At 72.6% G+C, this 25,227-nt stretch carries 23 protein-coding genes; 5 read left to right on the top strand and 18 right to left on the bottom strand.

The window, feature by feature from the left end; translation table 11 throughout:
* Positions 1-14: 14 nt before the first annotated feature.
* Complete coding sequence (locus tag ACFOYX_RS31660) at positions 15-587, bottom strand: TetR/AcrR family transcriptional regulator (RefSeq protein ID WP_109801717.1); 573 nt, start codon at positions 585-587, stop codon at positions 15-17.
* A gap of 222 nt (positions 588-809) precedes the next feature.
* Between ACFOYX_RS31660 and ACFOYX_RS31655 the strand changes: the two genes are divergently transcribed.
* Entirely contained in the window at positions 810-2,144 is a 1,335-nt protein-coding gene (locus ACFOYX_RS31655; RefSeq protein WP_322441063.1) for a D-arabinono-1,4-lactone oxidase, read from the top strand.
* On the opposite strand, the gene ACFOYX_RS31650 is transcribed toward ACFOYX_RS31655, so the two are convergent.
* From ACFOYX_RS31650 to ACFOYX_RS31620, 7 genes are all read right to left on the bottom strand, one after another.
* Positions 2,090-3,355 carry a CapA family protein gene (locus ACFOYX_RS31650; protein ID WP_322441064.1) on the bottom strand — a complete coding sequence of 422 codons (1,266 nt, stop codon included), beginning with the start codon at positions 3,353-3,355 and terminating at the stop codon, positions 2,090-2,092. The two genes, ACFOYX_RS31655 and ACFOYX_RS31650, sit on opposite strands and share 55 nt — an antisense overlap.
* 81 nt (positions 3,356-3,436) lie before the next feature.
* On the bottom strand, positions 3,437-6,274 hold the full coding sequence (gene topA, locus ACFOYX_RS31645; protein ID WP_322441139.1) for a type I DNA topoisomerase: 2,838 nt from the start codon (positions 6,272-6,274) through the stop codon (positions 3,437-3,439).
* Between the two features lie 359 nt (positions 6,275-6,633).
* On the bottom strand, positions 6,634-7,245 hold the full coding sequence (locus ACFOYX_RS31640; RefSeq protein WP_322441065.1) for a hypothetical protein: 612 nt from the start codon (positions 7,243-7,245) through the stop codon (positions 6,634-6,636).
* The gene (locus tag ACFOYX_RS31635; protein WP_109801713.1) at positions 7,236-7,775 is read right to left on the bottom strand and encodes a hypothetical protein; all 540 of its coding nucleotides are present in this window, start codon (positions 7,773-7,775) and stop codon (positions 7,236-7,238) included. The genes ACFOYX_RS31640 and ACFOYX_RS31635 overlap by 10 nt, the downstream gene beginning before the upstream one ends.
* A 116-nt stretch (positions 7,776-7,891) precedes the next feature.
* Positions 7,892-10,252: a sodium-translocating pyrophosphatase gene (locus tag ACFOYX_RS31630; protein ID WP_322441066.1), complete on the bottom strand. Its 2,361-nt coding sequence runs from the start codon at positions 10,250-10,252 to the stop codon at positions 7,892-7,894.
* A 316-nt stretch (positions 10,253-10,568) separates the two neighbouring features.
* Positions 10,569-11,003, bottom strand: coding sequence for an ATP-binding protein (locus tag ACFOYX_RS31625; RefSeq protein WP_322441067.1), 435 nt, complete (start codon positions 11,001-11,003; stop codon positions 10,569-10,571).
* A complete protein-coding gene (locus ACFOYX_RS31620) occupies positions 11,003-11,359 on the bottom strand; it encodes an STAS domain-containing protein (protein WP_322441068.1) in 357 nt (118 codons plus the stop codon). The genes ACFOYX_RS31625 and ACFOYX_RS31620 overlap by 1 nt, the downstream gene beginning before the upstream one ends.
* Before the next feature lie 163 nt (positions 11,360-11,522).
* Here ACFOYX_RS31620 and ACFOYX_RS31615 point away from each other — a divergent pair, with 163 nt between their 5' ends.
* Positions 11,523-14,000: a DEAD/DEAH box helicase gene (locus tag ACFOYX_RS31615; protein ID WP_377534669.1), complete on the top strand. Its 2,478-nt coding sequence runs from the start codon at positions 11,523-11,525 to the stop codon at positions 13,998-14,000.
* 239 nt (positions 14,001-14,239) lie between these two features.
* A complete protein-coding gene (locus tag ACFOYX_RS31610) occupies positions 14,240-14,818 on the top strand; it encodes a hypothetical protein (RefSeq protein ID WP_322441070.1) in 579 nt (192 codons plus the stop codon).
* A gap of 85 nt (positions 14,819-14,903) precedes the next feature.
* Here ACFOYX_RS31610 and ACFOYX_RS31605 read toward each other — a convergent pair whose 3' ends face one another.
* The 8 genes from ACFOYX_RS31605 to ACFOYX_RS31570 all read right to left on the bottom strand — a co-directional run bounded on the left by ACFOYX_RS31605 (position 14,904) and on the right by ACFOYX_RS31570 (position 22,022).
* A complete protein-coding gene (locus ACFOYX_RS31605) occupies positions 14,904-15,290 on the bottom strand; it encodes an Rv3654c family TadE-like protein (protein WP_322441071.1) in 387 nt (128 codons plus the stop codon).
* Complete coding sequence (locus ACFOYX_RS31600; protein WP_322441072.1) at positions 15,287-15,688, bottom strand: TadE family type IV pilus minor pilin; 402 nt, start codon at positions 15,686-15,688, stop codon at positions 15,287-15,289. Before ACFOYX_RS31600 ends, ACFOYX_RS31605 begins: the two co-directional genes overlap by 4 nt.
* Positions 15,685-15,852: a DUF4244 domain-containing protein gene (locus ACFOYX_RS31595; protein WP_088997060.1), complete on the bottom strand. Its 168-nt coding sequence runs from the start codon at positions 15,850-15,852 to the stop codon at positions 15,685-15,687. Before ACFOYX_RS31595 ends, ACFOYX_RS31600 begins: the two co-directional genes overlap by 4 nt.
* Before the next feature lie 21 nt (positions 15,853-15,873).
* Positions 15,874-16,617 (bottom strand): type II secretion system F family protein, encoded by a 744-nt coding sequence (locus ACFOYX_RS31590; RefSeq protein ID WP_322441073.1) that lies wholly within the window; start codon positions 16,615-16,617, stop codon positions 15,874-15,876.
* The gene (locus ACFOYX_RS31585; protein ID WP_322441074.1) at positions 16,617-17,657 is read right to left on the bottom strand and encodes a hypothetical protein; all 1,041 of its coding nucleotides are present in this window, start codon (positions 17,655-17,657) and stop codon (positions 16,617-16,619) included. Before ACFOYX_RS31585 ends, ACFOYX_RS31590 begins: the two co-directional genes overlap by 1 nt.
* A gap of 422 nt (positions 17,658-18,079) precedes the next feature.
* The gene (locus ACFOYX_RS31580; RefSeq protein ID WP_322441075.1) at positions 18,080-19,291 is read right to left on the bottom strand and encodes a TadA family conjugal transfer-associated ATPase; all 1,212 of its coding nucleotides are present in this window, start codon (positions 19,289-19,291) and stop codon (positions 18,080-18,082) included.
* The gene (gene ssd, locus ACFOYX_RS31575; protein ID WP_322441076.1) at positions 19,288-20,391 is read right to left on the bottom strand and encodes a septum site-determining protein Ssd; all 1,104 of its coding nucleotides are present in this window, start codon (positions 20,389-20,391) and stop codon (positions 19,288-19,290) included. Before ssd ends, ACFOYX_RS31580 begins: the two co-directional genes overlap by 4 nt.
* Positions 20,392-21,029: 638 nt before the next feature.
* Positions 21,030-22,022 carry an NYN domain-containing protein gene (locus ACFOYX_RS31570; protein WP_322441077.1) on the bottom strand — a complete coding sequence of 331 codons (993 nt, stop codon included), beginning with the start codon at positions 22,020-22,022 and terminating at the stop codon, positions 21,030-21,032.
* A 615-nt stretch (positions 22,023-22,637) separates the two neighbouring features.
* Between ACFOYX_RS31570 and ACFOYX_RS31565 the strand changes: the two genes are divergently transcribed.
* On the top strand, positions 22,638-22,904 hold the full coding sequence (locus tag ACFOYX_RS31565) for a hypothetical protein (RefSeq protein ID WP_322441078.1): 267 nt from the start codon (positions 22,638-22,640) through the stop codon (positions 22,902-22,904).
* Positions 22,905-23,052: 148 nt separating this feature from the next.
* On the opposite strand, the gene ACFOYX_RS31560 is transcribed toward ACFOYX_RS31565, so the two are convergent.
* Positions 23,053-23,523: a UPF0158 family protein gene (locus ACFOYX_RS31560; protein ID WP_322441079.1), complete on the bottom strand. Its 471-nt coding sequence runs from the start codon at positions 23,521-23,523 to the stop codon at positions 23,053-23,055.
* A 165-nt stretch (positions 23,524-23,688) separates the two neighbouring features.
* Positions 23,689-24,342: a VanZ family protein gene (locus tag ACFOYX_RS31555; protein WP_322441080.1), complete on the bottom strand. Its 654-nt coding sequence runs from the start codon at positions 24,340-24,342 to the stop codon at positions 23,689-23,691.
* A 363-nt stretch (positions 24,343-24,705) separates the two neighbouring features.
* On the opposite strand from ACFOYX_RS31555, the gene ACFOYX_RS31550 reads away from it, so the two are divergent.
* Positions 24,706-24,993, top strand: a complete 288-nt coding sequence (locus ACFOYX_RS31550; protein ID WP_322441081.1) for a hypothetical protein — start codon at positions 24,706-24,708, stop codon at positions 24,991-24,993.
* The last annotated feature ends 234 nt before the right edge of the window (positions 24,994-25,227 follow it).

The following is a 25,227-nucleotide window of genomic DNA, read 5'->3' as shown; positions in this document are numbered from 1 at the left end:
CGGCGGCGCCGTGCTCAGTTCGGCTGGGTGGCCTCGCTCCGGGCGTCGACCTGGCGGTGCAGGTACTCCCGGATCAGCGCCTTGGCCTCGGCCAGCACCCGCTCGTCGCCCTCGGGGACGCGACGGAACGCCAGCTTGATCAAGGAGTCGGCGGCCTCCACCGCGATCTCCAGGTGGAACCGGAGATCGGGCGCGTCGAGGCCGAAACGCTCGGTCAGCACCCGGGCCAACTGGTCGGCGATCACGCCGTTGTTGTCCCGCTGCTCATCGAGCAGGTGCAGGTCGACCACGTCGCCGAAGTGCAGGGTACGGAATCCGGGGACCGTGCGGTGCATCGTGATGTACTCGTCGATCCCCGCGTCGACGCCGTCCCACCAGTGGGTCAGGTCGTCGGAGGCGAACCGCTCGTCGAGCCGCTGGAGGTAGGACTCCATCGTGCGCAGGGTCAACGCCTGCACGATCGCCCGCTTGTCCGGAAAGAACTGGTAGACCGACCCGATCGCCACCTCGGCGCGCTCGGCGAGCAGGGTCGTGGTCAGTCCCTCGTACCCCACCTCGTCGACGAGCTCGGCGCAGGCGTCCAGCATTCGCTGGACCCGCGCGACACTTCGACCCTGCACCGGTACGCGGCGCAGCGGCCCGGTCGTGGCGGCTGGTGTGGACACTCGCCACCCCCCTTCGACGGATGAACATATCTGCACGTCACTGGACTGTGACTACCGGTACAACGAACGGGGCTCGATTGCGGTATTTACCAGGCACAACGTTCCTGATATGAAGTCAGTTCATATTCATTTCGAGGAGCGTCCATGCCCGGTACGCCACCCACCTGGTCCAACTGGGCCGGCAACCAGCACAGCACGGCCACCGCCATCCTGCGCCCTCGGAGCGTCGAGCACATCGCCGAGGCGGTCCGGTCCGCGGCCGCGGCGGGCCGACGGATCCGGGCGGTGGGCAGCGGCCACTCGTTCACCGGCGCCGCCCTCACCGACGGGGACCGCCTCGAACTGGCCGAACTGGACACCGGCGTCACCGTCGACACCGCCCGGCGGCTGGTCACCGTGCCGGCCGGGATGACCCTGCACGCCCTCAGCGACCTGCTCGCCCGGCACGGCCTGGCGCTGCCCAACCTCGGCGACATCGACGCCCAGACCGTCGCCGGCGCGCTCTCCACCGGCACCCACGGCACCGGCGCCCGCCTCGGCTGCCTGTCCACCTTCGTCACGGCGTTGACCCTGGTCACCGGCACCGGCGAGGTGCTGCGCTGCTCCGCCGACGAGCACCGGGACGTCTTCGCCGCCGCCCGGGTCGGCCTCGGCGCCGTCGGCGTCCTGGCCGAGGTCACCCTGCGCTGCGTCGACGCCTTCGTGCTCCGCGCGCACGAGCGCCCGGCGCCGCTGGACGCGGTGCTCGCCGAACTGCCGGCCCTCATCGACGGGCACGACCACGCCGAGTTCTACTGGTTCCCGTACACCTCCCGCGTGCAGGTCAAGACCAACGACCGGGTGCCGGCCGACGACCGGCCGCTGCCCCGGTGGCGCGGCTGGCTGGACGACGAGTTCCTGGCCAACACCGTGTTCGCCGGCGCCTGCCGGCTCGGCCGCGCCGTGCCGGCGCTGGCCCCGGGCATCAGCGCGGTCTCCGCCCGGGCGCTCACCGAACGCACCTACACCGGCCGCTCCGACCAGGTCTTCTGCACCCCGCGCCGGGTCCGCTTCGTGGAGATGGAGTACGCCCTGCCGCGCGCCGTCCTGCCCACCGCGCTCGACGCGCTCCGGCGGATCATCGACGGGCTCCCGTTCAAGGTGCTCTTCCCCGTCGAGGTCCGCTTCACCGCCGCCGACGACATCTGGCTGTCCCACGGGTACGGCCGCGACTCCGCGTACGTCGCCATCCACCAGTACGTCGGGGCGCCCTACGAGCCGTATTTCCGGGCGTTCGAGGAGGTGGCCACCGAACTGGGCGGTCGCCCGCACTGGGGCAAGCTGCACTGGCGCGCCGCGGCCGACCTCGCCCCCGCCTACCCCAGGTTCGCGGACTTCCTCGCCGTCCGCGACCGCCTGGACCCCGACCGCCGCTTCGCCAACGACTACCTCGACCGGGTCCTCGGCGACGGCGCTCCGCCGCCCGGCGCCACCAGCTGATCCGGGCCGGCGCCGAGGGCCCGGACGTAGCCGAGCACCCGGTCGTACGCCGCCCGGTAGTCGTCCCGCACGCCCGCCCCGGTGGCGGGGTCGGCCAGCGCCGCGGTGAGATCGACCAGCCGGAGGTCCGGTGCGAGGTCGGTCCAGGTGGGCAGCGCCTCCATCCGGGTCACCGTCCAGCGCCCGGGGGCGGTCTCGGTGAAGGTCGCCCGGGCCATCACACCCTCGCGGTTGTCGTCGACCGGCTCGGCATGCCGGGCCAGCTCGTTCCCCATCCCGAAGACCACCCACTTGTCGCCGAAGCGCTGGAACGGCTGCACCGCGTGGGCGTGGTGCCCCAGGATGAGGTCCACGTCGGGCGAGGAGATCAACTGCTGCGCCCAGGCCCGCTGGTCGGCGTCCGGCAGGTGCTGGTACTCCGTACCCCAGTGCAGGCTGAGCACGACGATGTCGGCGCCGGCGGCCCGCGCCCGGTGGGCGGCGGCGAGGATCTCGGGCGGGTCGATGAGGTTGGCCAGCCACGGCTGACCCGGTGGGCGGCTCAGCCCGTTGAAGTTCAGGCTGTACGCCAGGTGGGCGATGCGGACGTCGCCCACCCGGTAGATCCGCGGCGTGGCGGCTTCGGCCGCGCTCCGGGCGCTGCCGGTGTGGCCCAGCCCGGCGGCGTCGAGCGCCCGGACCGTCCGGGCCACCCCGTCGGCGCCCTGGTCGAGGGTGTGGTTGGAGGCGGTGGAACAGCCGTCGAAGCCGGCGGAGCGCACCCCGTCGAGGACCTGCGGGGGCGCGTTGAACGACGGATAACCGGAGAACGGGCCGCCGGCATCGGCCAGCGGCGTCTCCAGGTGGCACAGCGCGAGGTCGGCTCCGGCGACCGCCGGGGCGACCCCGGCGAACATCGGGGCGAAGTCCAGAGCACCCGGCCGTCCGGTCCGGTCGGCGTCCCGGCGCGCCTGGGCGGTCACCTCCGGATGGACCAGCACGTCGCCCGCGGCGACGACCCGCACCACCCGCCGGCCGGCGGGATCCCGGGCCGGCACGGGCGACGACCCGGGGGCGAGGGTCTGCCGGTGGACCGGTGACTCGATGGTGTCCGCCGGCGCGGGTCCGCCCGCGTCCACCGCCCGGAAACCGACCACGGCGGCGGCGAGCAGCAGCGCTCCCGCCAGCGCGCCGAGCAGCACCCGGCGGCGCGTGGCGACGGCGACGAACATTCCCTCACGTTAGGGAACAGCCACCAGCGCCCTACGGCCAAACCGGGCATGTCAGCCGTTAGGGACAGCGGCCGGCGACCGTCACTCCTCGACGGGGCTGGCGGCGGCTGCCTTCTTCGGCGCCGCCTTCCTGGCCGGGGCCTTCTTCGCCGTGGTCGCCTTGGCCGTGGTGGTCTTCTTGGCGGCCGTCGACTTGGCGGCCGCGGCGGTCTTCTTCGCCGCGGTCTTCTTGGCCGGGGCGGCCTTCTTCGCCGCCGCCTTCTTCTTCGGCGCCGGCCCCTTGGCCCGCTTCTCCGCGAGCATCTCGGAGGCCTCTTCCAGGGTCAGCGCCTCCGGGGTCTGGGCCCGCCGCAGGGACGCGTTGGTCTCCCCGTCAGTGACGTACGGCCCGAACCGGCCGTCCTTGATGACCAGCGGCTTCTCGGTGAGCGGGTCGTTGCCCATCTCGCGCAGCGGGGGCGCCGCGGCCCGACGCTGGCCCTTCTTCGGGGCGGCCAGCAGGGCCAGGGCCTCGTCCAGCGTGACGGTGAACATCTTCTCTTCCGAGTCCAGCGAGCGGAACTCGTCACCGCGCTTGACGTACGGGCCGTAGCGGCCGTTGTTGGCGAAGACCTCCACGCCGTCCGGGGCGACGCCGACCAGCCGGGGCAGGCTGAGCAGCTTCAGCGCCTCGTCGAGGGTGAGCGAGTCCGGCGTCTGCGAGCGCAGCAGCGACGACTTCCGCTCGCCGCTGGCCACGTACGGGCCGAACCGGCCGGACTTGAGCAGGATCGGCTCGCCGGTCGTCGGGTCGTCGCCGAGCTTGCGCTCGCCGCCGCCGCCGAGGAAGAGCTCGTGCACCTTCTCCGGGGTCAGCTCGTCGGGGGCCAGCCCCTCGGGGATCGGGGCCCGGTCGCCCTGGCCGCCGCCCTCCTCGCCCTCCGCCGGGGCCGCCGGCTGCTCGCCGGGCACCGCCCGCTGGAGGTACGGCCCGTACCGGCCGACCCGGACGACGACCTCACGCCCCTCGTCGTCGGTGAAGAGCGGGATCGAGTTGACGCTGCGCGCGTCGATCTCGCTGAGGTTCTCGGTGACCAGCTTCTTCAGCCCACCCGCGTGCGCGATGGCCCGATCGCCGGTGCCGTTGGTGCTGCCGAAGTAGAAGGAGCTGAGGAAGTCGACGGCGGCGTGCTCCCCGCCGGCGATCTCGTCCAGCTCGTTCTCCATGCTGGCGGTGAAGTCGTAGTCGATCAGGCGCGGGTAGTGCCGCTCCAGCAGCCCGATCACCGCGAACGCCAGGAAGGTGGGGATCATCGCCTGGCCGCGCTTGGTCACGTAGCCGCGGTCCTGGATGGTCTGCATGATCGACGCGTACGTCGACGGGCGGCCGATGCCCAGCTCCTCCAGCGCCTTGACCAGGGACGCCTCGGTGTAGCGCGACGGCGGCTGGGTGTGGTGCCCCTGCGCGGCCAGCTCCTCGGCGGTCAGCGGCTGGTCCTTGACCAGGGTGGGCAGCCGGCGCTCGGCGTCCTCGGCCTCGGCGTTCTCGTCGTCGCTGGACTCGACGTAGGCGCGGAGGAAGCCCGGGTCGGTGATGGTCTTGCCGGTGGCGCCGAAGTCGGCCTCCTCGCCCGAGGAGGTGACCGCGCGGATGCGCACCGAGACGCTGGAGCCGACCGCGTCGGTCATCTGCGAGGCGATGGTGCGCCGCCAGATCAGCTCGTAGAGCTTGAACTCCTCGGCCGACAGCTCCTTGGCCACCTCGCCCGGGGTGCGGAAGTTGTCCCCCGCCGGGCGGATCGCCTCGTGCGCCTCCTGCGCGTTCTTCACCTTGCCGGTGTAGCGGCGCGGCTCCGGCGGCACGCTGCGCTCGCCGTACAGCTCGACGATCTGCCGGCGGGCCGCCGCGATGGCGGTCTCCGACAGGTTCACCGAGTCGGTACGCATGTAGGTGATGTAGCCGTTCTCGTACAGCCGCTGCGCGGTGCGCATCGTCTGCTGCGACGACAACCGCAGCTTGCGGGCCGCCTCCTGTTGCAGCGTGGAGGTGATGAACGGCGCGTACGGGCGCCGGCGGTAGGGCTTCTCCTCGACCCGGGTGACCGTGAACGGCCGCCCCGCCAGCCGGGCGGCGAGACCCCTGGCCCCGCCCTCGTCGAGGTGCACCACGCCGGCCCCGGCCCGCACCCGGCCCGTGGTCGGCTCGAAGTCCTTGCCGGTGGCGATCCGGTCGCCGTTCAGCGCGATCAGGGTGGCGTTGAAGGTGCGCGGCCCCTCGCCGGCGTTCGCGACGGCCAGCGTGGCCAGGATGTCCCAGTACTCGGCGGTGCGGAAGGCCATCCGCTGGCGCTCCCGCTCGACCACGATCCGGGTCGCCACGGACTGCACCCGGCCCGCCGAGAGCTTCGGCATGACCTTCTTCCACAGCACCGGGGAGACCTCGTAGCCGTACAGCCGATCGAGGATGCGGCGGGCCTCCTGCGCGTCGACCAGGTCCCGGTCGATCTCGCGCGGGTTGGCCACGGCGGCCTGGATCGCCGGCTTGGTGATCTCGTGGAAGACCATCCGCCTGACCGGCACCTTGGGCTTGAGGGTCTCCACCAGGTGCCAGGCGATCGCCTCGCCCTCGCGGTCCTCATCCGTCGCCAGGAAGATCTCGTCGACCTCCTTGGCCAGCTTCACCAGCTTGCTGATCTGCTGCTTCCGGTCGGCGGAGACCACGTAGAGGGCGTGGAAGCCGTTGTCGACGTCCACCCCGAGCCGGGCCCACGGCTCGCCCTTGTACTTGGCCGGCACGTCGGCGGCGTTGCGCGGGAGGTCCCGGACGTGGCCGAAGCTGGCCTCCACGACGTATCCCGGGCCGAGGTAGCCCGAGATCGTCTTGGCCTTCGCCGGTGACTCGACGATGACCAGACGGGTGGTTCCAGCGTTGCTCGGCACGTCTCTCTCCGACCTCACTCCTGCTCCATGCCCGTTTCGGGCCGTGTTGCACCGGCCGGACCACCGCCGGTCCGGATGTCCAACGTAACGCGCCGGCCGCGTTTCGGGTTTCGCGGGCGGCAAACCGGTCGGTACGTGGCGGCCGCCGGCCCGGCCACGCGGAGACTCCCGCCGGACGGCGCCACCGTACACCGCGAGTGGGGCGGGGAGCGGGCCACTGTGACGATCACGGACCCTCGGCCGAGGCGTCACCGGTCCGTTTTCCTGGACAAACCGCCGGGCGGGCGGTGTCCGAGATCGGACAGCCCACGGGGGTTGCGGGCCCGGCGCGACGGCCGCCCGGACCCACCCGGGCGGGCTCAGGCTGCGCCGCCCGGCCAGTCCGCCGCGGGCGCGGCGGGTGGCCGGTCACCCACCAGCTCGGCCAGCCGGGCCAGCCGCCGCCGTCCGGTGATCCGGTACGCCGGCCCGCCCGCCCCCGGGTCGAGGAGCGCCCCGGCCAGGCCGACCGCGGCCAGCGCCGCCCGCACCTGCGGCCAGCAGGACTGGTCCCCGACGCCGAGCCGGAGGAGGAAGCCGGGTGGGTCAGCGGCCCCGGCGGCGGCGAGCCACAGCCGCAGCCGGCGCCCGTTGAGGTGGAACCCGGCCGGCGGTCGCTTCCCGGCGCCGCGCAACCAGGCCACCGCGAGCGGGGCCAGGGTGCTGGCGTACGCGGTGCGGACCAGGTGCCGGCCGTCCTCGGTCGGCTCCCAGCTCGCCGGCACCCCGCGCGCGGCCAGCTCGGCCACCAGCACGTGCACCCGCCAGGCGGCGTCGACCACCACCGACAGCCGGGCCGTCCCGCCCATCCGGACCACCTCCGCCGGCCCGGCGAGCAGGCCCGCCAGGTCCGCCAGGGACGGGTCGGCCGCCTCGGTGGAGAACAGCGAGAGCTGCCGGACCGGATCGGGGAAGGGTGGCGTCAGCGACACTCCGGGACCTCGTCGAAGGCCTGTTTGAGTTCGGTGGAGCTGAGCTTGCCGGTGTCCAGCGCGCTCGCGTCGTACTCCTTGTTGAGCGTCTCCACCGCGGCCCGGACCCCGTCGTAGAAGGCCTTGGCCTCCCCGGTGTCCAGTCCGTCGATGGTGTCCCGGGCCCGACCGTAGGCGTCCCGGACCTTGCTCAGCGAGGCCCGGAAGCCGGCGGAGATCTCCGCGCCGTGGTCGGTCTCCGGCACCCCGGCCTGCTCGACCTTGCGGCGGGCGGTCTCGCTGGCCTGCTCGGCGCCCGCGAAGAGCCGGACCAGGTTCTCCTTGGCCTGCGCCGGGGTGGTCTGCGCGGTCATCTGCTGCTGGGTGCTGCTGGTCAGCTTGTTGATCTCGGCGCGCCACGGGGTGAGCGCCTCGCAGACCGAGGCGGCCCAGACCCGGGGGCTCGGACCGCCGCAGCCGGCGAGGACGAGGGCGAGCGTGGCCAGCACCACCGTGAGCTTTCCGGCGGTTGCCGCCCGGCGCGTACGCATGCGAAGCAGCGTACGGCCTTCCGGTGGAACTGCCACCGGTCAGGTTTCACCGATGGACGGGAGAAGGATGGTTCCCGGCCGGCGTCCGCCGACCGGGAACCGCTGCCGGCCGGCCCTCAGGCGTTGATCGGCTCCGGACGCTCCTCCTGGCTGCCCGCGCCGGCGTCGGTGCCGGTGCCGGTGTCCGCCATCGCGACGCCCTTGCGCTTGCTGAACACCACGGCCGCCACGATGATCAGTGCGGCGACCACGGCGAGCGTCACCCGCAGCGGGGTGTTCCGGTCGTCGCCCACGCTCCAGGCCACCACGGCCGGCGCGATCAGCAGTGAGACCAGGTTCATCACCTTGATCAGCGGGTTGATCGCCGGGCCGGCGGTGTCCTTGAACGGGTCGCCGACGGTGTCACCGATGACGGTCGCGGCGTGCGAGTCGGAGCCCTTGCCGCCGTACGCGCCGTCCTCGACCAGCTTCTTCGCGTTGTCCCAGGCGCCACCGGAGTTGGCCAGGAAGACCGCCATCAGCGTGCCCGCCCCGATCGCACCGGCCAGGTAGGACGCCAGGGCGCCCGGGCCGAGGCCGAAGCCGACCGCGATCGGCGCCAGGATGGCCAGCAGGCCGGGGGTCATCAGCTCGCGCTGCGCGTCCCGGGTGCAGATGTCGACCACCTTGCCGTACTCGGGGCGCTGGGTGCGGTCCATGATCCCGGGCAGCTCGCGGAACTGCCGGCGGACCTCCATCACGACCGCGCCGGCCGACCGCGAGACCGCGTTGATGGCCAGGCCGGAGAAGAGGAAGACCACCGCCGCGCCGATGATCAGGCCGACCAGGTTGCGCGGGTTGGCCACGTTCAGCGCGTTCAGGATCTCGGCCCCGGCGTCGCCGACCCCCGCGTCCTCGTACGAGCTGCGCAGCGTGTCGGTGTACGAGCCGAACAGCGCGGTCGCCGCGAGGACCGCGGTGGCGATCGCGATGCCCTTGGTGATCGCCTTGGTGGTGTTGCCGACCGCGTCCAGCTCGGTCAACGTGCGCGCGCCGTGCTCGTCGATGTCGCCGGACATCTCCGCGATGCCCTGGGCGTTGTCGGAGATCGGGCCGAAGGTGTCCATCGCGACGATCACGCCGACGGTGGTGAGCAGGCCGGTACCGGCCAGCGCGACCGCGAAGAGCGAGAGCGTGATGGAGCTGCCGCCGAGCAGGAACGCGCCGAACACACCCGCGCCGATCAGCAGCGCGGAGTAGACCGCGGACTCCAGGCCGATGCTGATGCCGGCGAGGATGACGGTGGCCGCACCGGTCTGCGAGCTCTTGCCGATGTCCTGCACCGGGCGCCGGTTGGTCTCGGTGAAGTAGCCGGTCAGCGCCTGGATCGCGGCGGCCAGCACGATACCGATGATCACCGCGCCGATGGCCACCAGCCGCGGGTTCCGGTCGACGTCGGTCAGGCCACCCTCCAGCCCGGCGAAGGTCGCCGGCAGGTAGGCGTAGGCGGCGATCGCCACCAGCACCGCGGAGAGCACCGCCGAGATGTAGAAGGCCCGGTTGATCGCGGTCAGGCCGTTGCGGTCGCTGGCGCGCAGCCGGGTGATGAAGACGCCGACGATCGCGACCAGCACGCCGATGGTGGAGATGATCAGCGGGAAGACCAGGCCGTCCTCGCCGAACGCGGCCCGGCCCAGGATCAGCGCGGCGACCAGGGTGACCGCGTACGACTCGAAGAGGTCGGCGGCCATGCCGGCGCAGTCGCCGACGTTGTCGCCGACGTTGTCGGCGATGGTGGCGGCGTTGCGCGGGTCGTCCTCGGGGATGCCCTGCTCGACCTTGCCGACCAGGTCGGCGCCGACGTCGGCGGCCTTGGTGAAGATGCCGCCGCCGACCCGCATGAACATGGCGAGCAGCGCGGCGCCGAAGCCGAAGCCCTCCAGCACGGTCGGCGCGTCCCCCCGGAAGAGGATGACGACCAGCGCCGCACCGAAGAGGCCGAGGCCGACGGTGAGGAAGCCGACCACGCCACCGGTCCGGAAGGCGATCTTCATGGCGCCCTCGCGGCCGCCTTCGCGCTCCCGGGCCGCCGCGGCGACCCGCAGATTGGCGCGGGTGGCCAGCCACATGCCGGCGCCGCCGATGAACGCGCTGAACAGGGCACCCACCACGAAGAAGGCCGACCGGCCGATCTTCACCAGGGTCTGGTTGCCGTCGGTGTCGTGCACCGGCAGCAGGAAGAGCAGCACGACGGCGATCACCACGAAGATCGCCAGGGTCCGGAACTGCCGCAGCAGGTACGCCGAAGCGCCCTCCTGCACCGCCCCGGAGATCTCCTGCATGTTGGTGGTGCCCTTACCGGCTGCCAGCACGGCCTTGGTCAAGGCGGCGGCGAAGACGAGCGCCACCAGCGCGATGACCGCGGCGATGACGACGTACGTCGTGTTGGCTCCGGTAAGGGACAGTGCGCCGCCGTCGGCGGCCAAGGTCCCGGACATCTATGTCCTCCTGTACCGAACACTCGCGCCGGCCGTGGAGACGCACGGGCCGACGCCTGGATGCGAACTCGCCAGCGCGCCAACCCACCACCGCGGACCAGCGATGAACACCCATTCCTGCTGGCTGCGGGACGGGTCACTTGCTGACAACCCGGGTACTGTAGCCCTCCGCAGTGTTGGAGGTCACACCGAGGGGGCACCCTGTCTCGATGATCTTCGTAACTGTGTTATGAGGAAATATCTGATATATGGGCCGACCAGCACGACGAGGCCGCGCTCCCGAGCGGGAACGCGGCCTGCGGGACGAACTGTCAGGTCAGCGGCCGACCGGCCACACCATCCGGACCTCGGTGCCGATGCCCTCGTCGACCGGGCGGACCTGGAGATCCTCGACGAAGCCGGCGAGCAGGGCGAAGCCGACGCCGGTGGTCAGCGCGTCCTCGCTGAGCGACTCCTTGGCCAACTCGTCCGGGGGCAGCGCGGCCAGGCCGATGCTCGCCTCGATCGGAGCCCGGTCCACCACCCGCACCGAGTACGCCCCGGAGTCCGACATCTCCACCAGCACCGGATCGTGCAGGCCGTACTGCCGGTGCAGGGCCACCGCCCGGGTGCACGCCTCACCGATGGCCAGGCGCACCTCGTCCAGCAGGTCCTCGCGTACCCCGGCCCGGCGGGCCACCGCGACGCCGACCAGGCGGGCGGTGCGCACGTGCACCGGGGCGGGCGAGAACGAGAGCTTGACGGTCGCCATCACGCGCTGGCGCCGGTCGGGTCGGCGCTGATCGCCGCGTCGACCGTGGGGTGCAGCGGGAAGACCTGGTCCAGCGCGGTGATCCGGAAGATCTTGAGCAGCGGCTCCTTGTCGCAGACCAGGGCGAACGAGCCATCCGCCGAGCGGAGCCGCTTGAGGGCGCCGACCAGCACGCCGAGCCCGGTCGAGTCGAGGAAGTCCACCCGGCCCAGGTCCACCACGACCCGGCGGGCCCCGCCGTCGATCAGTTCCAGGAGCCGTTCCCGCAGCCGCGGCGCGGTGTAGACGTCCACCTCACCGCCGACCTCGAGCACCGTGTGCTCCCCCACGGTGCGGGTCGCCAGCGACAGCTCCATCGGTCCTCCTCGTAGACTCTCCTGGGCATCTAACCATCCCGCCCACCGGACCCCTGCCGGGTCACCGGCGAAGGCTCCCCATACCCACCGCCCCGGGTTCCCAATTCCGAACACCAGTGCGAGAGTGCAGGACGTGACTTACGACGGCTTCAGCTCGGCGCGTCTGGCGCCGCGCCACGACCTGAAGCCGTCGTCCGCCGCCACCGTATCCGCAGGCACCGGCCCCGGGCGACCGCCGGCCGAGCTGCTGCGTCGGCTACGCGCGCGGCACACCGCCGACCCGGTCACCCACGTCGAGCGGGTGCCGGCCAGCACCGGCGAGCCGGCACCCTGGCCGGCCTGGGCCCCGGCGGAACTGCGGGCGGCGTTCGCCCGCCGCGGCGTGGTCGCCCCCTGGCGGCACCAGGCCGAGGCCGCCGAGCTGGCATACGCCGGGCAGCACGTCGTGGTGGCCACCGGCACCGCGTCCGGCAAGTCGCTGGCGTACCAGCTCCCCGCGCTGAGCACCCTGCTCGCCGACCCGCGCGCCACCGTGCTCTACCTGGCGCCGACCAAGGCGCTCGCCGCCGACCAGTTACGCGCCGTCGCCGGCCTGGAACTCGACGGGGTACGCCCCGCCTGCTACGACGGGGACACCCCGCGCGCCGAGCGGGAGTGGATCCGCCGGCACTCCCGGTTCGTGCTGACCAACCCGGACATGCTGCACCACGGCATCCTGCCCGGGCACGCGCACTGGTCCGGCTTCCTGCGCCGGCTGGCGTACGTGGTGATCGACGAGTGCCACACCTACCGCGGCGTGTTCGGCTCGCACGTGGCGCACGTGCTGCGCCGGCTGCGCCGGCAGTGCGCCCGCTTCGGTCGTACCCCCGTCTTCGTGCTGGCCTCGGCGACGTCGGGTGACCCGGCGACGGCGGCCGGGCGGCTCACCGGCCTGCCGGTGGCCGCCGTCACCGAGGACACGTCCCCGCGCGGCGGGGTGACCTTCGCGCTCTGGGAGCCGCCGCTGCTGCCTCGTGATCCCGCGTCCGAGGCCGTGGACCTCGCGCCGGTCCGGCGGTCGGCGCTGCGGGAAACGGCCGACCTGCTCGCCGACAGCGTCGCCGAGGGGGTACGCACCCTCGCCTTCATCCGCTCTCGCAAGGGCGCCGAGGTGGTGGCCGCGACCGCCCGGCGTGCCCTGGACGAAGCGGTCCCCGGGCTCGGCGACCGGGTGGCCGCCTACCGGGCCGGCTACCTGCGCGAGGAACGGCGCGAGCTGGAACGGGCCCTGCTGCACGGCGACCTGCTCGGCCTCGCCTCCACCAACGCCCTCGAACTCGGCGTCGACCTGGTCGGGCTCGACGCGGTGCTGATCTGCGGCTGGCCCGGCACCCGGGCGTCGCTCTGGCAGCAGGCCGGCCGGGCCGGCCGCTCCGGCGACGAGGCCCTGGCCGTGCTGGTGGCCCGGGACGACCCACTCGACACCTACCTGGTCCACCACCCGGAGGCGCTGTTCGGGCGGCCCGTCGAGGCGACCGTGCTCGACCCGGCCAACCCGTACGTCCTCGCCCCGCAGCTCGCCTGCGCCGCGGCCGAGGCCCCGCTCACCCCGGCCGACCTGGAACTGTTCGGCGACGGCGCGAAGGAGGCGGTCGACTCGCTCGTCGAGGCCGGCGCGCTGCGGCAGCGGCCCACCGGGTGGTACTGGCGGCATCGGGAACGCCCCGACGTCGACCTGCGCGGCGAGGGCGGCGCACCGGTCTGCGTGGTCGAGGCGTCCACCGGGCGGCTGCTCGGCACCGTCGACGGCGGCTCGTCGCACTTCCTCATCCACCCCGGCGCGGTCTACCTGCACCAGGGCGTCTCGTACGTGGTCGACTCGCTCGACCTGGCCGACGGGTGCGCGCTGGTGCACGCCGAGGAGCCGGACTGGTCCACCCACGCCCGCGACGTCACCTCGCTGTCGGTGGTGTCGGTCCGGTCGTACGTGGACGCCGGGCCGCTCGGGCTCTTCCTCGGCGAGGTGGACGTGACCAGCCAGGTCGTGTCGTACCAGCGCCGTCGGATCGCCTCCGGCGAGGTGATCGACACCCGGCCGCTGGACCTGCCCGCCCGGGAGCTGCGTACCGTCGCGGTCTGGTTCACGCTCTCGCCCGAGTCGCTGGCCGCCGCCGGAGTGGAGGCCGCCGACATTCCGGGTGCGCTGCACGCCGCCGAGCACGCCGCGATCGGCCTGCTGCCGCTGATGGCCACCTGCGACCGCTGGGACATCGGCGGGCTCTCCACCGCCGTGCACCCCGACACCGAGGCGCCCACCGTCTTCGTCTACGACGGGCACCCCGGCGGAGCCGGTTTCGCCGAGCGGGCGTACGGGACGGCGGCGGCCTGGCTCCGCGCCACCCGCGACGCGATCGCCGAGTGCGGCTGCGAGTCGGGCTGCCCGTCCTGCGTGCAGTCCCCGAAGTGCGGCAACGGCAACAACCCGCTGTCCAAGTCCGACGCGGTGCGGGTCCTCGACGTGGTCCTCGCCAACCTTCCGCCCAAGGACGACGACCCGACGGGCAGTGCCTCCGCACTGCCGATGTCGCCCGACGGCGACGCCCCGGTGGCGCCGGCTCCCGCCCTGCCGCGGCAGGACGAGCGGGTCCTCGACCACCCTTAGCGCGACGACCGACGCGACCTGGCCGCCTCGCGGCGTGCTCGGGGCTCGCGGGCGGGGTGATCGACTCGGCTTCGGCGATGTCGCGGTGTCCGGCGTGCCGGAAAGGGCCACCTCGCCGTTGTGGCAGCCGTCCCGGCTGACCAGGTGCTCAACGCCTGGGCGATGAAGGCGACCATCGAGGGCGGACGCTGAGGGCCCGGCTGTGCGAGACTCCGGCGTTACCCCTCGAAGGAGATCGCATGCAGCTCGACACCTTGCAGACCCAGCACCAGTTCTTCATCCGCCAGCGGATCCGGATGATGGTCAACCAGTACGAGGTCCGCGCGGTGGCGCCGGACGGTTCGGAGGGCGAGCTGCTCGCGTTCGCGCAGCAGAAGCGGCTCGCCTTCAAGGAGCAGGTGACCATCTACACCGACGACTCCAAGCAGACCCCGCTGCTCGGCTTCAAGGCCCGTCAGCGGCTCGACCTCGGCGCCACGTACGACGTGACCGACCACGCCGCCAACCCGATCGGGCTGTTCCGCAAGGACTTCGCCCAGTCGCTGCTGCGGTCGACGTGGCACGTTGAACAGGCCGGCCTGCCGCAGATCACGGGCCAGGAGCGGAGCCTGCCGGTGGCGCTGCTGCGCCGCTTCGTCGACTCGCTGTCCTGGCTGCCGTACCACTTCGACTTCGTCGCCGGGGGTCAGCCGGTGTTCTCGGTCGTCAAGAAGTGGGGCCTGCGCGACCGGTACGTGGTGGAGATCCAGAACCCGCAGATCGACCGGCGACTCGTCATCGCCATGGCGGTCGGCCTGGACGCCCTCCAGTCCCGCTGAGCCGTAATCGGTCCGGGGGCGCGGCAGCTCGCCGCGCCCCGACCGACCCGGCCCGTGGGCGGCCCGGCGGGCCGACCCGGAGCGGTCAGCCTCGGATCGGGCCGGCCCGGGAGGTCGCCGTGGCGGTGCGGGTCAGCCAGGGCAACGGCGTGACCGTGACCTCCGCTGTGACCAGCACGTCCATCCCGTCGAGACGGCACGCGGAGAGCCGCGCGCCGTTCAGGCCGACCAGTTTCCCGGCCGTCCCGCAGGCCGCCGCCTCCCCTTCGAGTGCCCGGCCGGCGCCGGCGAGCGCCCCGAAGTCGGCCGCTACCCGGGCCTGCTGCCGGGCCGTCCGGGCGGCGCCGAGCGCCGCGCCGAACAGACCTACCAGGACGAACACCAGCCCTACGGCGAGCAGGCAGATCGTGGCGCCGCCGCGATCCGTGGCCGCGCCGGCCCGGTTCGCCCGGGACGCGCCTACCGCCGTCACGGTCGTGGTGCCGGGGCACCGGGTTCGACGGCGGCGATCGCGGTGGCGGACACCGTGATCCGGGGCAGCCGCGCCCCCAGGGTGCGGACCGGTACGCGGACCGTGGCGGTGACGCGATCGCCGATGACGGTGACCGCGACGTCCGCGCCGGGCGGTGCGTACCGCGCACCGGTGGCCGTTCCGTTCTCGCCCCGGGAGGCGGCGAGCGCCGCCTCCCGGGCGGCGTCCAGGCAACCGCTCCTCGTGGTCACCGCGTTGACGGCGGTGAGGCCGGTGAGCAGCAGCAGGACCAGCGCCGGCAGGCCGGCCGCCAGTTCGGCGGTGAACGAGCCACGTTCCGACCCGACGGTCCGCTGCCCGGCCGACGATCGGTGGCCGGCCGGCCGGCGCCCGGTCACTTCAGTGCCCGGTCGATGACGGCGGTGAGCGCGGACTGCACGTTGCCGGAGGTGAGCACCTTGAGCAGGATGCCGGCGAAGGCCACCGCGGCGAGCGTGCCCACGGCGTACTCGGCGGTGTTCATCCCGGCGTCGCCGCGCAGGCGGGCGAAGAGTTTCCGCATCTCGTTTCCCTTCTTGTGGGTTCAGAGCACGTCGCCGAGGACGGCGACGATCACCGGCACCAGACCGGCGAGAATGAAGGCGGGCAGGAAGCAGAGCCCGAGCGGCAGCACGATGAGCACGCCCGCCCGGCGGGCCGCCGCCTCGGCCGCGGTGAATCGGTCGGCCCGCAGGTCGTCGGCGAGACGGGTGAGCGCGCCGGCCAGCGCGGCCCCGCTGTTGGACGAGCGGAGCGCGGCCGCCACCAGCCGGTCCGCACCGGGCACGGGGAGCAGTTGCGACCACGCCTCCGCCGGCTCGCCACCGAGCAGCAGTGTCCGGCCGACCTGGCCGAGCCGGTCGGCCATCGGCCCACCCAGCGCCTCGGCGACCGCCAGCACCGACCGGTCGACCGGCGCTCCGGCGCGGAGGGCCGCCGCGAGCAGGTCGGCGGCGAGCGGCAAATCGGCGATCTCGCGCAGTCGCCGGTCCCGGACGGCGCGCGGCTCGATCCGACGGAGCAGGCGATCCGCCGCGAGTCCGGCCAGCATCCCGACGAGCAGGCCGGCCCAGCCGCCGACGACGGTTGCGGCGGCCACACCGGCGAGCCCGGCGCCGAGCCGGGTCCGATCGGGCCACCACGCCGGCCTCGCCCGCTCAGCCCCGCCCTCTGACGATCGGCCCAGCCGGCGAAGACGTCGGCCTGGTCGGACGGTCGGCGAGCCGGCCACGATCACAAGCAGCGCCGCCCCGACCAGGCAGGACGCCGCGAACGCCTGCCGGGGCATCAGCCAACCCGCCCCGGGGCCGCGCCGAGCCGTTCCGCCCACAACAGGCCGCCGACCTGCAGTCCGACGGCGGCGACCGCGCTGGCGCCACCGACCGGCGTGTGCAACAGCACCGCGACGGGGTCGACCCCGATGGCGTACCCGAGCCCGATGCCGCCGAGCGGCAGCGCGGCGAGCAGCCAGGCCGTGGCCCGCGCACCGGCGGCCTGGGCGGCAGCCGCGGCCAGCCCACGGTCGGCCGCCCGGGCATCGGCCTCGATTCGCTCCAGGAGTTCGGCGAGGGGAGCTCCGGTGCGGTCGGCCAGCCGCACGGCAGCCCGGGCCAGCTCGGCGACCCGCGTCGGCCCGTCCGGGCGGTCGGGAACGGGGGCTTGCGGCGACCGGGCGGGCCCACCGGCATCGGCTGCGACGTGGCGACCGGCGCTATCGGGAAGGGCCGGCGGCAGGCCGTCCACGAGCGGCGGCGGGCCGGCAACCGCAGCCCGGGTCGCGAGCGCTTCCCCAGACGTCGCCAGCACCCGGTTCAGCGCCGGCTGCCCGGGCACGGGCCCGTCGAGAGCCGGCTGCCCGGGCAACGCCTCGCCGGCCCGCGACCGCCCAGGCAGCGTGTCCCCGAACGCCGATCCCCCGGCGGCCGGACCGCCGACCCCTACCGACCCCGGCGCCGGAGCGCCGAGCCCTGCCGAGCCCGGCCCCGAGCCCTCGAACGTCACGGAGCCCGACCCCGGACCGTCAAATGTCACGAATCCTGGCCCTGGCCGCCCGAGTGCCACCGAGCCCAACAGCGGATCCCCGAATGTCGACAACCTCGGCAGCGGACCGCGGAGCGCGGCCGTCACCGGCAACCCGGCCCGCAGGTCGGCGGCGAGGCCGCCGAGCTGGTCCAGGCTCTGCCGACGGGCCCGCTGCGCGTGCCGTCCGGCGTGACGGCGCAGGACGGCACGCACCCCCAGCGCGACGTAGGCCGCGAGAACAACCGCGGCCACCGGGCCGGCCAACCCACCACCGAACCCACCGCCCACCACGGCGGCCAGCAGCACCGTTCGCCTCGGCGCGGATGCCCCGATCCGCCGGGGACGGCGTCCGCCGCCGGCTGCGCCCGATCGGGCAGCCGCCCGCCGGACGAGCGTCGCGACGGGGCGGAGGTCGTCGGGAAACGCGGCTGCCGGACGACGCGGGTCCCGGCGACCGGGCGGCCTGGTCGGGAAGGACCGCCCGGCGACCCCGGCCGGGGCACCGCGACGAACCACCGCAGGCCCCGTCAACAGCCGCCCGTGGCTCGACCGACACCTGACGACGAGGGAGGCCGGAACGTGGACGGCAATCGGCGGCGGACCACCGGGAGCCGACCGCGACGGAGGGCCGAAGACGGCGCGACGCCGAGCCCGGCCTTTTCCCAGCGGCCAGGCGACCACCGCCGCGGCCGTGACCAGGAACGCGGTCACCAGCCAGGCCGGGCCGCTCACGACGGGCCCGCCGAGCCGGGCCAGACCGCGCAGAGGATCGGGGGTACGTCGACCCCGCGCTCCCGCAGCAGCGCCCCGAGCGCCCGAGCGGCGAGGCCGAGGCCACGACCACGTACCCAGGCCGGCACCACGGTCACCAGTCGCTCCGGCCCCTCGGGCACCAGCAGGCTGATCGACTCCAGCAGGCGGCCCTCGCTGCCGCGACGAACCTGGAGCAGCACCTGCAGTGCCGCCGCGACCTGAGCGTGCAGCGCGGCCCGGGGCAGACCGCCGAGCAGACCGAGCGCCTCGAGCCGGGCCGGTACGTCCGTCGGGGCGTTGGCGTGCAGCGTCCCCGCTCCACCATCATGGCCGGTGTTCAGGGCAGCGAGCAGGTCCACCACCTCGCCACCCCGGCACTCGCCCACCACCAGCCGGTCCGGGCGCATCCGTAACGCCTGCCGGACCAGGTCGCTCAGTCCCACCGCGCCCGTGCCCTCCACATTCGACGTACGCGCCTGGAGGCCGATCACGTGCGGGTGCACCGGGCGCAGTTCGGCGGCGTCCTCGACCAGCACGATTCGCTCGGTCGTCGGCACCAGCCCGAGCAGCGTGTTGAGCAGGGTGGTCTTGCCCGAACCGGTGCCCCCGGTGACCAGGTACGCCAGCCGGGCCGCCACGACGGCAGCGAGGACCGGTGCCACCGGCCGGGGCACGGTGCCCTGCCGGACCAGTTCCTCGAGGGTGAACGGCCGTTGCCGGAAGGTCCGCAGGGAGAGGTACGGCCCGTCGGTCGCCACCGGCGGCAGCACGGCGTGCAGCCGGGTGCCGTCGGGCAGTCGGGCGTCCGCGCACGGGGAGGCGTCGTCAAGCCGGCGCCCGGCGGCCGCCGTGAGGCGCTGCGCGAGCCGGCGTACGTCCTCGACGGAGCCGATCGGTACCGCCACCTGGCGCAGCCCCTGCCCACGGTCGACCCAGACCCGGGTGCCGTTCACCAGCACGTCGGTCACCTGCGGGTCGGCCAGCAACGGAGCGAGCGGGCCGGCGCCGACCAGGTCATCGTGCACTCGGTCGGCGATGCGCAGCAGGGCGGTGTCACCGAGCACGGCGGCGCTCGGCTCGGCGCGTACGGCGGAGACGATGGCGGCGGGGGTGACCGGAGTGGCCGCGGCGGCGAACCGGCGCCGGACGCGGGCCGCCAGCTCGCCGGAGTCGACGGGGCCGGTCATGCCGCACCGGTGGCGGGCACGCCGGTCAGCTCGCCGACGATCCGCTGGCAGAGCGCGGCGAGCGGCCCCTTCCCGCCCGCCGCGGGCGCCTCACCCCGCTCCAGCCCGCGACAGAGCCCGGGCTCGGGGCGAAGTGTGCCAGCGAGCGGCAGGTTGAGTGCCCGGGCCACCTCGGTGGCCTTAAGCCGGCCCGGGGCCGGGCCGCGCACGATCACCGCCAGGTCGGCGCAGTGCGGGGCGGCTGTGGCGACCACCCGGGCTGCGGCGGCGGTGGCCCGCAGCTCGGCCGGTACGACCACCAGGGCCCGGTCCGCCGCCTGCAACGCCACGACCGATGCGTCGTCGAGTTGCCGGGGCAGGTCGGCGACCACGACGTCCCGGCCCCGGCGAGCGGCGTCGACCGTGGCGGCCATCGCCTCGGCGGGCAGATGCAGCAGGTCGCCACGATCCCAGGAGAGCACGACCAGGTCACCCCGGCTGGGCAGGGCCCGGACGAGCGAGGGTGGATCGACCCGCCCGTCGGTGCCGGTGAGTCCGGGCCAGCGCAGGCCTTCCAGCTGTTCCCAGCCGAGCACCAGGTCCAGCCCGCCGCCGAGCGGGTCGGCGTCGACCAGGAGGGTGCGCAGTCGGGCTCGGGCGGCGGTGACCGCGAGGCCGCCGGCGAGCACGCTGGCACCCGCGCCGCCCCGCCCGCCGAGCACCGCGACCATCCGTGCCGCGCCACCGCTGGCCGGGTCCAGCACGCACTCGGCGAACCGGTCGACCAGCCACGGCTCCGCGGCGGGCAGCGTGGCCACGTGCTCGGCCCCGATCAGCTCGGCGATCTCCGCGCCCGGGTCGAGGTGACCGGAGCGGCCTACCAGCACCGTCCGAGGCCGGCGCGGCAGCCGAGCCCGCAGGCAGGCCTGAGCCTGGTCACTGCCCACCAGCACGAGCGGCGCCGGCAGCCAGCGGGCGCGGGCTGCGGCGGGGTCGGCGGCGAGCTCGACCTCGGTGCCACCGGCTGCGGCGAGCCGGAGCAGCTCGTCGAGCAGGTCGCCGTCGGCGGTGACCAGCAGGGGAAGGCGGCGGTGCGGTGGGAGCGGGGTACGGGGCGGCATGGCGGCCTCCAGCGGTCGGGCTCGAATGTGCTGCCGTCGAGCCTGCTGACCGCCGGACCGGCCCGCCGCCTCACCTCGGTCGCCTGTGGACAAGTTTGACCGCTGTGGACAGCCCCCGGCGCTGTTTCTGATCTGCTATGGACGGATCGCCTCATGAAGCGTCTAACCGGGACCACCTCCGGCGTCGGATCGCTCTGCCCGTGTCGCACCGGGAGCGCCTGTAGATCCGCCGCAGGCGGGTCAGGGGCGGTGGCCGCGCGCGGCGGCGACGATCGCGCCGAACCGGTCGCGGGTCGCGGTCAGGTCGGTTACCCGGCCGTCGAAGTGCGGTGACCAACTCGCTGGCTTCCGACGGTCGTCCGGGTCGTAGACGCACTACTCAATCTTTATACGTACACCCCGGACGACTACGCGGCCCGCGTCCTGGCCGCCTTCGACCGCTCTGCCGCCTCCGCCGGGAAAACGCCCCCGAATAGCGCCGTTGACGAGGACGGAGACGAGCTGTGACCTGCGGCGCAGCAATCACCCAGAGAGGGGACGACCCCCGTCGGGGGGAGCCGGGTACATGCTGTCGACGAGTGAGGTTCAATGCTCAGCAGCACTGGTGGCCGTCGGTTGCCCCACCAACTGAACCTGCGTCACTGCGCCTCGTCATACTTTATCCAGAACTGCGCCCGAAGCTTGTGCCGCACCTGTTCACTCAAGTCAAATTCGCCACGGCGGTCGGACAAATCGGTCAGCAATGCCTTGTCGATGTCGCGTGGGATCGACGGCTTCCCAGCCTTGAGTTCCGCCAGCGCCTCCGCGGTGGCGGACTTGCGGAATGCCGTCAGGACGTTGATGACCACCGAGTCGATCTGTTCGGCAAGTTCGGCGGAGTCCTCATACTCCGTCGTGACCTGCGGCTCGCGGCCGGTGGCCGCGCTGTAGACGAGCACAGATGACGACGGACGGAGCGCACCTGGATGTCCCAGCCCGGCGAGGTCCCTGGGCGTAGCCTTGACCTGCGGTTGCCCGGCTGGCGGCGCGACCGCCACCGGCTGCGGCGTCGGTGGCGTCGGTGGCGTCGGTGGCGTCGGTGGCGTCGGCGGCATTTCGACCTTCGCCACCGTCTGATCAACGGTCTCCGGAGGCAGGATTTCAAGCCCGTCGGCCGCCCGAATCAGATGCCGGCTGATGCCGTGGGGCTTGTTCTCCGTGTTGGGAACGGCGAGCAGGATGACCTGTACGCCGTGAACTTGGGCCTCCTCGACAGCCTCGGTCAGGTCGTCGTCGCCCGAGACGAGGATGAAGACGTCGGCGGCTCCGTTGCGCGCGTGCGTCACGAGGTCAAGCCCAATACGCAGGTCGACGCCCTTCTGCTGGCCGTCCATGCCAAACCGGCCGAGCCGCAACTTGACCTTGGGCAACTCGCCGATGCGCTGCTGCTGGGGATCGGGCACGCCGTCCTTAGCTGAGTCGTACCAGTGCACCCGCAGCACTGACAGCTCCGACATCCTCTCGGCCTGCCGAACAAGCGCGTCAATCAGCGGCGCGTAGTCGATGTGAACCCCGCTGCGCAGCGACGTCCCGGTCACCCGGACAGCTGCGGAACTGAGCAGGTAACCGACATCCACATAGAGGGAGCACATAGACCTCATGGTTCACAGGATGCCACCAACCCTGATCGACCGCGGACGCGCCGGCGACCACTTTGTCGACCATGAGCCGCCGTCCGCGCCGAACGCGAACCCCTCGGTCTGAGGCGCACCCACGCCGCAGCACCACATTCGCTATCCGAGACGCACCATCGGCGGCAGATCCGGATGGCGGATCGTGGTGCCAGGCATCATCATCGCGTTGATGCCCGCCGAACGATCGTTCTGGTCGATGACCTTCGTTCGTTCGTGGATGGCCGCAAGCGCGGAGGTGGCCCGTACGAGCGCTGCCGGAGTCGAGCTCCTTGATCGGTACTGGGACGGGCGCCTGGACGAGCTGCCGAGACCGCCGGCACCAGACACGGTGCCCGACGAGACCGCCGACAGGAAGAGTCTGCGCAGTCAGCGGACGCGTCGGCTCATCCACTACCGTCCGGGCTATGGCAGCCAAAGCAGCGGGAGCGTTTCATCGGACGCCGGATCGAGCGATCAGATCAGCGGGTCGCATGGGAACGGACGGACCAGGCCTTCTTTGCTGCCGGAGCGTGTCACATCCTCGCCTGGGTCTGCCGGGATTCCTATCCAGACCGGCCCATCGAGATAACCGCGGTGCGCTTCCTGGGCGAGCGGCAGGTCTTCCACACCTACGCGGCCTGGGATAGCTGGGCGTTCGACCACTCGGGCTGGAATCCTGAGCCGCAACTGCTGGCGGTCAACACAGACTTCGAAGGCCACCCGCTAGAACGCATCAAGATCACGGACAGTCTCGCTGAGTTCTGCGAGAAGCACCACCACCGCAGGCCGAACCAGTATTGGCATGACCCGCTCCCCCGTGCTCGCGACTACGTCGGCCGATACATCGCGCCCTGGGCGTAGCCCCTTAACAAGCACTCACACCGGCAAAGCACATCTGCCGAGCGGGCTTAGCTACGGACGGTGATGGCCGCACCGGCCGCCTACGCGCTCGATCCGCGGCAGATGCGTGCGTTCGTCGTACAGGATGTCGCGCGGGGCGGGCGCCAGCTCAGGGAAGGTCGGGATCTCGGTGCTCGGCCACGAAACGCTCGCCCGTCTCCTCGTCGACCAGCGAGTTGTCGACCAGCCATTCAACCGCCCGCCGCCTCGCGCGCACGTCGCGGAAGGCGGACCACGCCGGCAGCAGGTGCGGATACTCCTCGTGCAACTCGTTCCTGAACCGGCGGAAGGCACCCCTGCCCTGGATAGCTCGCGCGAGCCGGCTGCCGGCCGCCGCGTCACTGATCCTCTCAGCGAAGTCGGCCATGTCCTGGTACCAGACGTAGGACGGCAGCGGATCGATGCCCACCAGGTCGAGGTCGTCAAGGTCGACGGGCGTGTGTCCGTCGATGCCGCCGTCCGTCGTCCAGAACACGATCTCGCCAGTCTGCGGGTTGATCAGCCATCGGTGCTCGTAGTCGGTCTGGTCCGCGAGCGCGGTGGCGATCTCCTCCAGGTCTAGCCTGCTCAGGTCAAGCATCCGGCCACCATAAACCCGCTTCTGTCCGCGCTTCGACCAGCGACAGCGCGACCAGCGGCAGAAGAGTGCGGCTTACTAGGGCTCGTCCTCCACGATCAGTACCTGCATGCCGGATGTCTATGATCAGGAAAAGTATCGCTGACATTCGCCTACTGGACACGCCGCTCAGTCTGCCCTTGCCGGCGCGGGGCGCGGCCGGTCCGACGGTAGCTCCGCCGCGGTGCGCCACCAGTGGCGCGACGCGAGCCCGGCCAGCACGGCGCCGGCGGCGTTGACCAGCACGTCGTCGACGGAGGACACCCGGTCCAGCCGCAGCACGTACTGTGCGGTTTCGACCAGGGCCGAGCAGCCTGCCCCGAGCGCCAGGATCCGCGGCACGGACGCCAGCACCGCGAACCTCATAGGGGCGAAAAACCCTAGCGCCGCGAAGATCAGCAGGTTGCCGCCGATCCCGACGGGCCCCATCGTGAGCAGGTCCCGCAGCGGGATCAGGCTCACCCGGCCTGGGACGGTGCCGGCCCCCGGTCCCGGCATCATGGTGATCCATACGAGCGGTACCGTCCCGTAGACCAGGCCCATCTCGGCCAGCGACATCCGCCACGCCGATGTGCTACCGGTGGCACGCCGAAAGCGCGCCAGAGCCCACGCCACCAGAGCAGCCAACGGCAGCCCCACCAGCATCATGAGCAGCACACCGTTCTCCGTGTCGTAGCAGCCGTGCCACCGCCCGGCCATGCACCTCGGAGCGGACATCAGAAGCGGTCGCCGCACGGCGAACGCGACGCTCGCCACGCCGATGACCGCCAGGCTCAGGAGCACGGTCCTGCGTGTGCGGCGGGTCGGTGCTGACAGGGATGCGCTGTGGTTCATGTGCCCATCTAATCGGTAGGGCTGTTGCGGTGGCGTAAGCACTCTCGATACGCCCGCAATACACACCCGCGACCAACCCGCCCGGTGTGGCGGCGCACTCAATTCGGCAGATCCGGATGGCGAGCGGCAGCTCCAGCCGTCACGCTGCGTGCCGCGGATCGCGGCATGTGCGTGCGTTGCCTCTGGTTACCCTCACTGAGATGAACGATGTCGAGCACCCGAGCGAGCGCCTTGTCGAACAGCCCTGCGGAATCGGGCGATGGAAGCGCCGGAGATAGCAAGGGGGACAACGGTGTCCGAGAGGTCGGCTTGGTGGAGTATGTCGAGCAGTTCTTCGACATCATCGACGACGACGGGCCGTGGCATTGGCGGGAATGGACCAGCTTCACACCACATGAGGTTCAGGCTCTCGCCGAGGTTCAGCGGCTACTCCGGGCTGCTTGCACAGCGACGCCGGACGCCCAATCCGAGGACCAGTTCATTGGCTCCGGCTGGCCGACCAGAGTCCAGCCGAGTGCTAGGCAGGCCCTCGAAATGATGCGGGCAAGAGGGCGCTTCCGTGAGGCCGTCGAGGAAGAGCGCCCGTCACTGCCTGCCTGAACATCACCCGTCGCCCGCCAGTGCGCGACGCGTCCTCAATTCGGCACGACCGGGCGTCTCCGCGCGTCGATGTGGGGTCACTGTCGGTAACACGCGGTCGGCGGCAGCAGCGTGCACCCGCCCATAAGCGCGGGCTCAAAAGACGGCCGGAAAGTTAGGAACGAGTGGTCTGCGATGCGGTTCGGCTGAAGCAGCGTTTACCGGGCGTTCGAGGGGCACGATGCGGCGTCGTCA

The sequence above is a fragment of the Micromonospora sp. GCM10011541 genome (assembly GCF_042650725.1).
In the GTDB taxonomy this organism is placed as follows: domain Bacteria; phylum Actinomycetota; class Actinomycetes; order Mycobacteriales; family Micromonosporaceae; genus Micromonospora; species Micromonospora sicca.
This window is presented reverse-complemented; position numbering and strand designations above follow the sequence as displayed.

What these genes read in the sequence shown, in the direction of transcription:
- ACFOYX_RS31660 (WP_109801717.1), bottom strand. Translation starts at nt 587, where the DNA reads ATGCTGGACGCCTGCGCCGAGCTCGTCGACGAGGTGGGGTACGAGGGA.
- ACFOYX_RS31655 (WP_322441063.1), top strand. Translation starts at nt 810, where the DNA reads ATGCCCGGTACGCCACCCACCTGGTCCAACTGGGCCGGCAACCAGCAC.
- ACFOYX_RS31650 (WP_322441064.1), bottom strand. Translation starts at nt 3,355, where the DNA reads ATGTTCGTCGCCGTCGCCACGCGCCGCCGGGTGCTGCTCGGCGCGCTG.
- ACFOYX_RS31635 (WP_109801713.1), bottom strand. Translation starts at nt 7,775, where the DNA reads ATGCGTACGCGCCGGGCGGCAACCGCCGGAAAGCTCACGGTGGTGCTG.
- ACFOYX_RS31630 (WP_322441066.1), bottom strand. Translation starts at nt 10,252, where the DNA reads ATGTCCGGGACCTTGGCCGCCGACGGCGGCGCACTGTCCCTTACCGGA.
- ACFOYX_RS31625 (WP_322441067.1), bottom strand. Translation starts at nt 11,003, where the DNA reads ATGGCGACCGTCAAGCTCTCGTTCTCGCCCGCCCCGGTGCACGTGCGC.
- ACFOYX_RS31620 (WP_322441068.1), bottom strand. Translation starts at nt 11,359, where the DNA reads ATGGAGCTGTCGCTGGCGACCCGCACCGTGGGGGAGCACACGGTGCTC.
- ACFOYX_RS31610 (WP_322441070.1), top strand. Translation starts at nt 14,240, where the DNA reads ATGCAGCTCGACACCTTGCAGACCCAGCACCAGTTCTTCATCCGCCAG.
- ACFOYX_RS31595 (WP_088997060.1), bottom strand. Translation starts at nt 15,852, where the DNA reads ATGCGGAAACTCTTCGCCCGCCTGCGCGGCGACGCCGGGATGAACACC.
- ACFOYX_RS31590 (WP_322441073.1), bottom strand. Translation starts at nt 16,617, where the DNA reads ATGCCCCGGCAGGCGTTCGCGGCGTCCTGCCTGGTCGGGGCGGCGCTG.
- ACFOYX_RS31580 (WP_322441075.1), bottom strand. Translation starts at nt 19,291, where the DNA reads ATGACCGGCCCCGTCGACTCCGGCGAGCTGGCGGCCCGCGTCCGGCGC.
- ssd (WP_322441076.1), bottom strand. Translation starts at nt 20,391, where the DNA reads ATGCCGCCCCGTACCCCGCTCCCACCGCACCGCCGCCTTCCCCTGCTG.
- ACFOYX_RS31570 (WP_322441077.1), bottom strand. Translation starts at nt 22,022, where the DNA reads ATGTGCTCCCTCTATGTGGATGTCGGTTACCTGCTCAGTTCCGCAGCT.
- ACFOYX_RS31560 (WP_322441079.1), bottom strand. Translation starts at nt 23,523, where the DNA reads ATGCTTGACCTGAGCAGGCTAGACCTGGAGGAGATCGCCACCGCGCTC.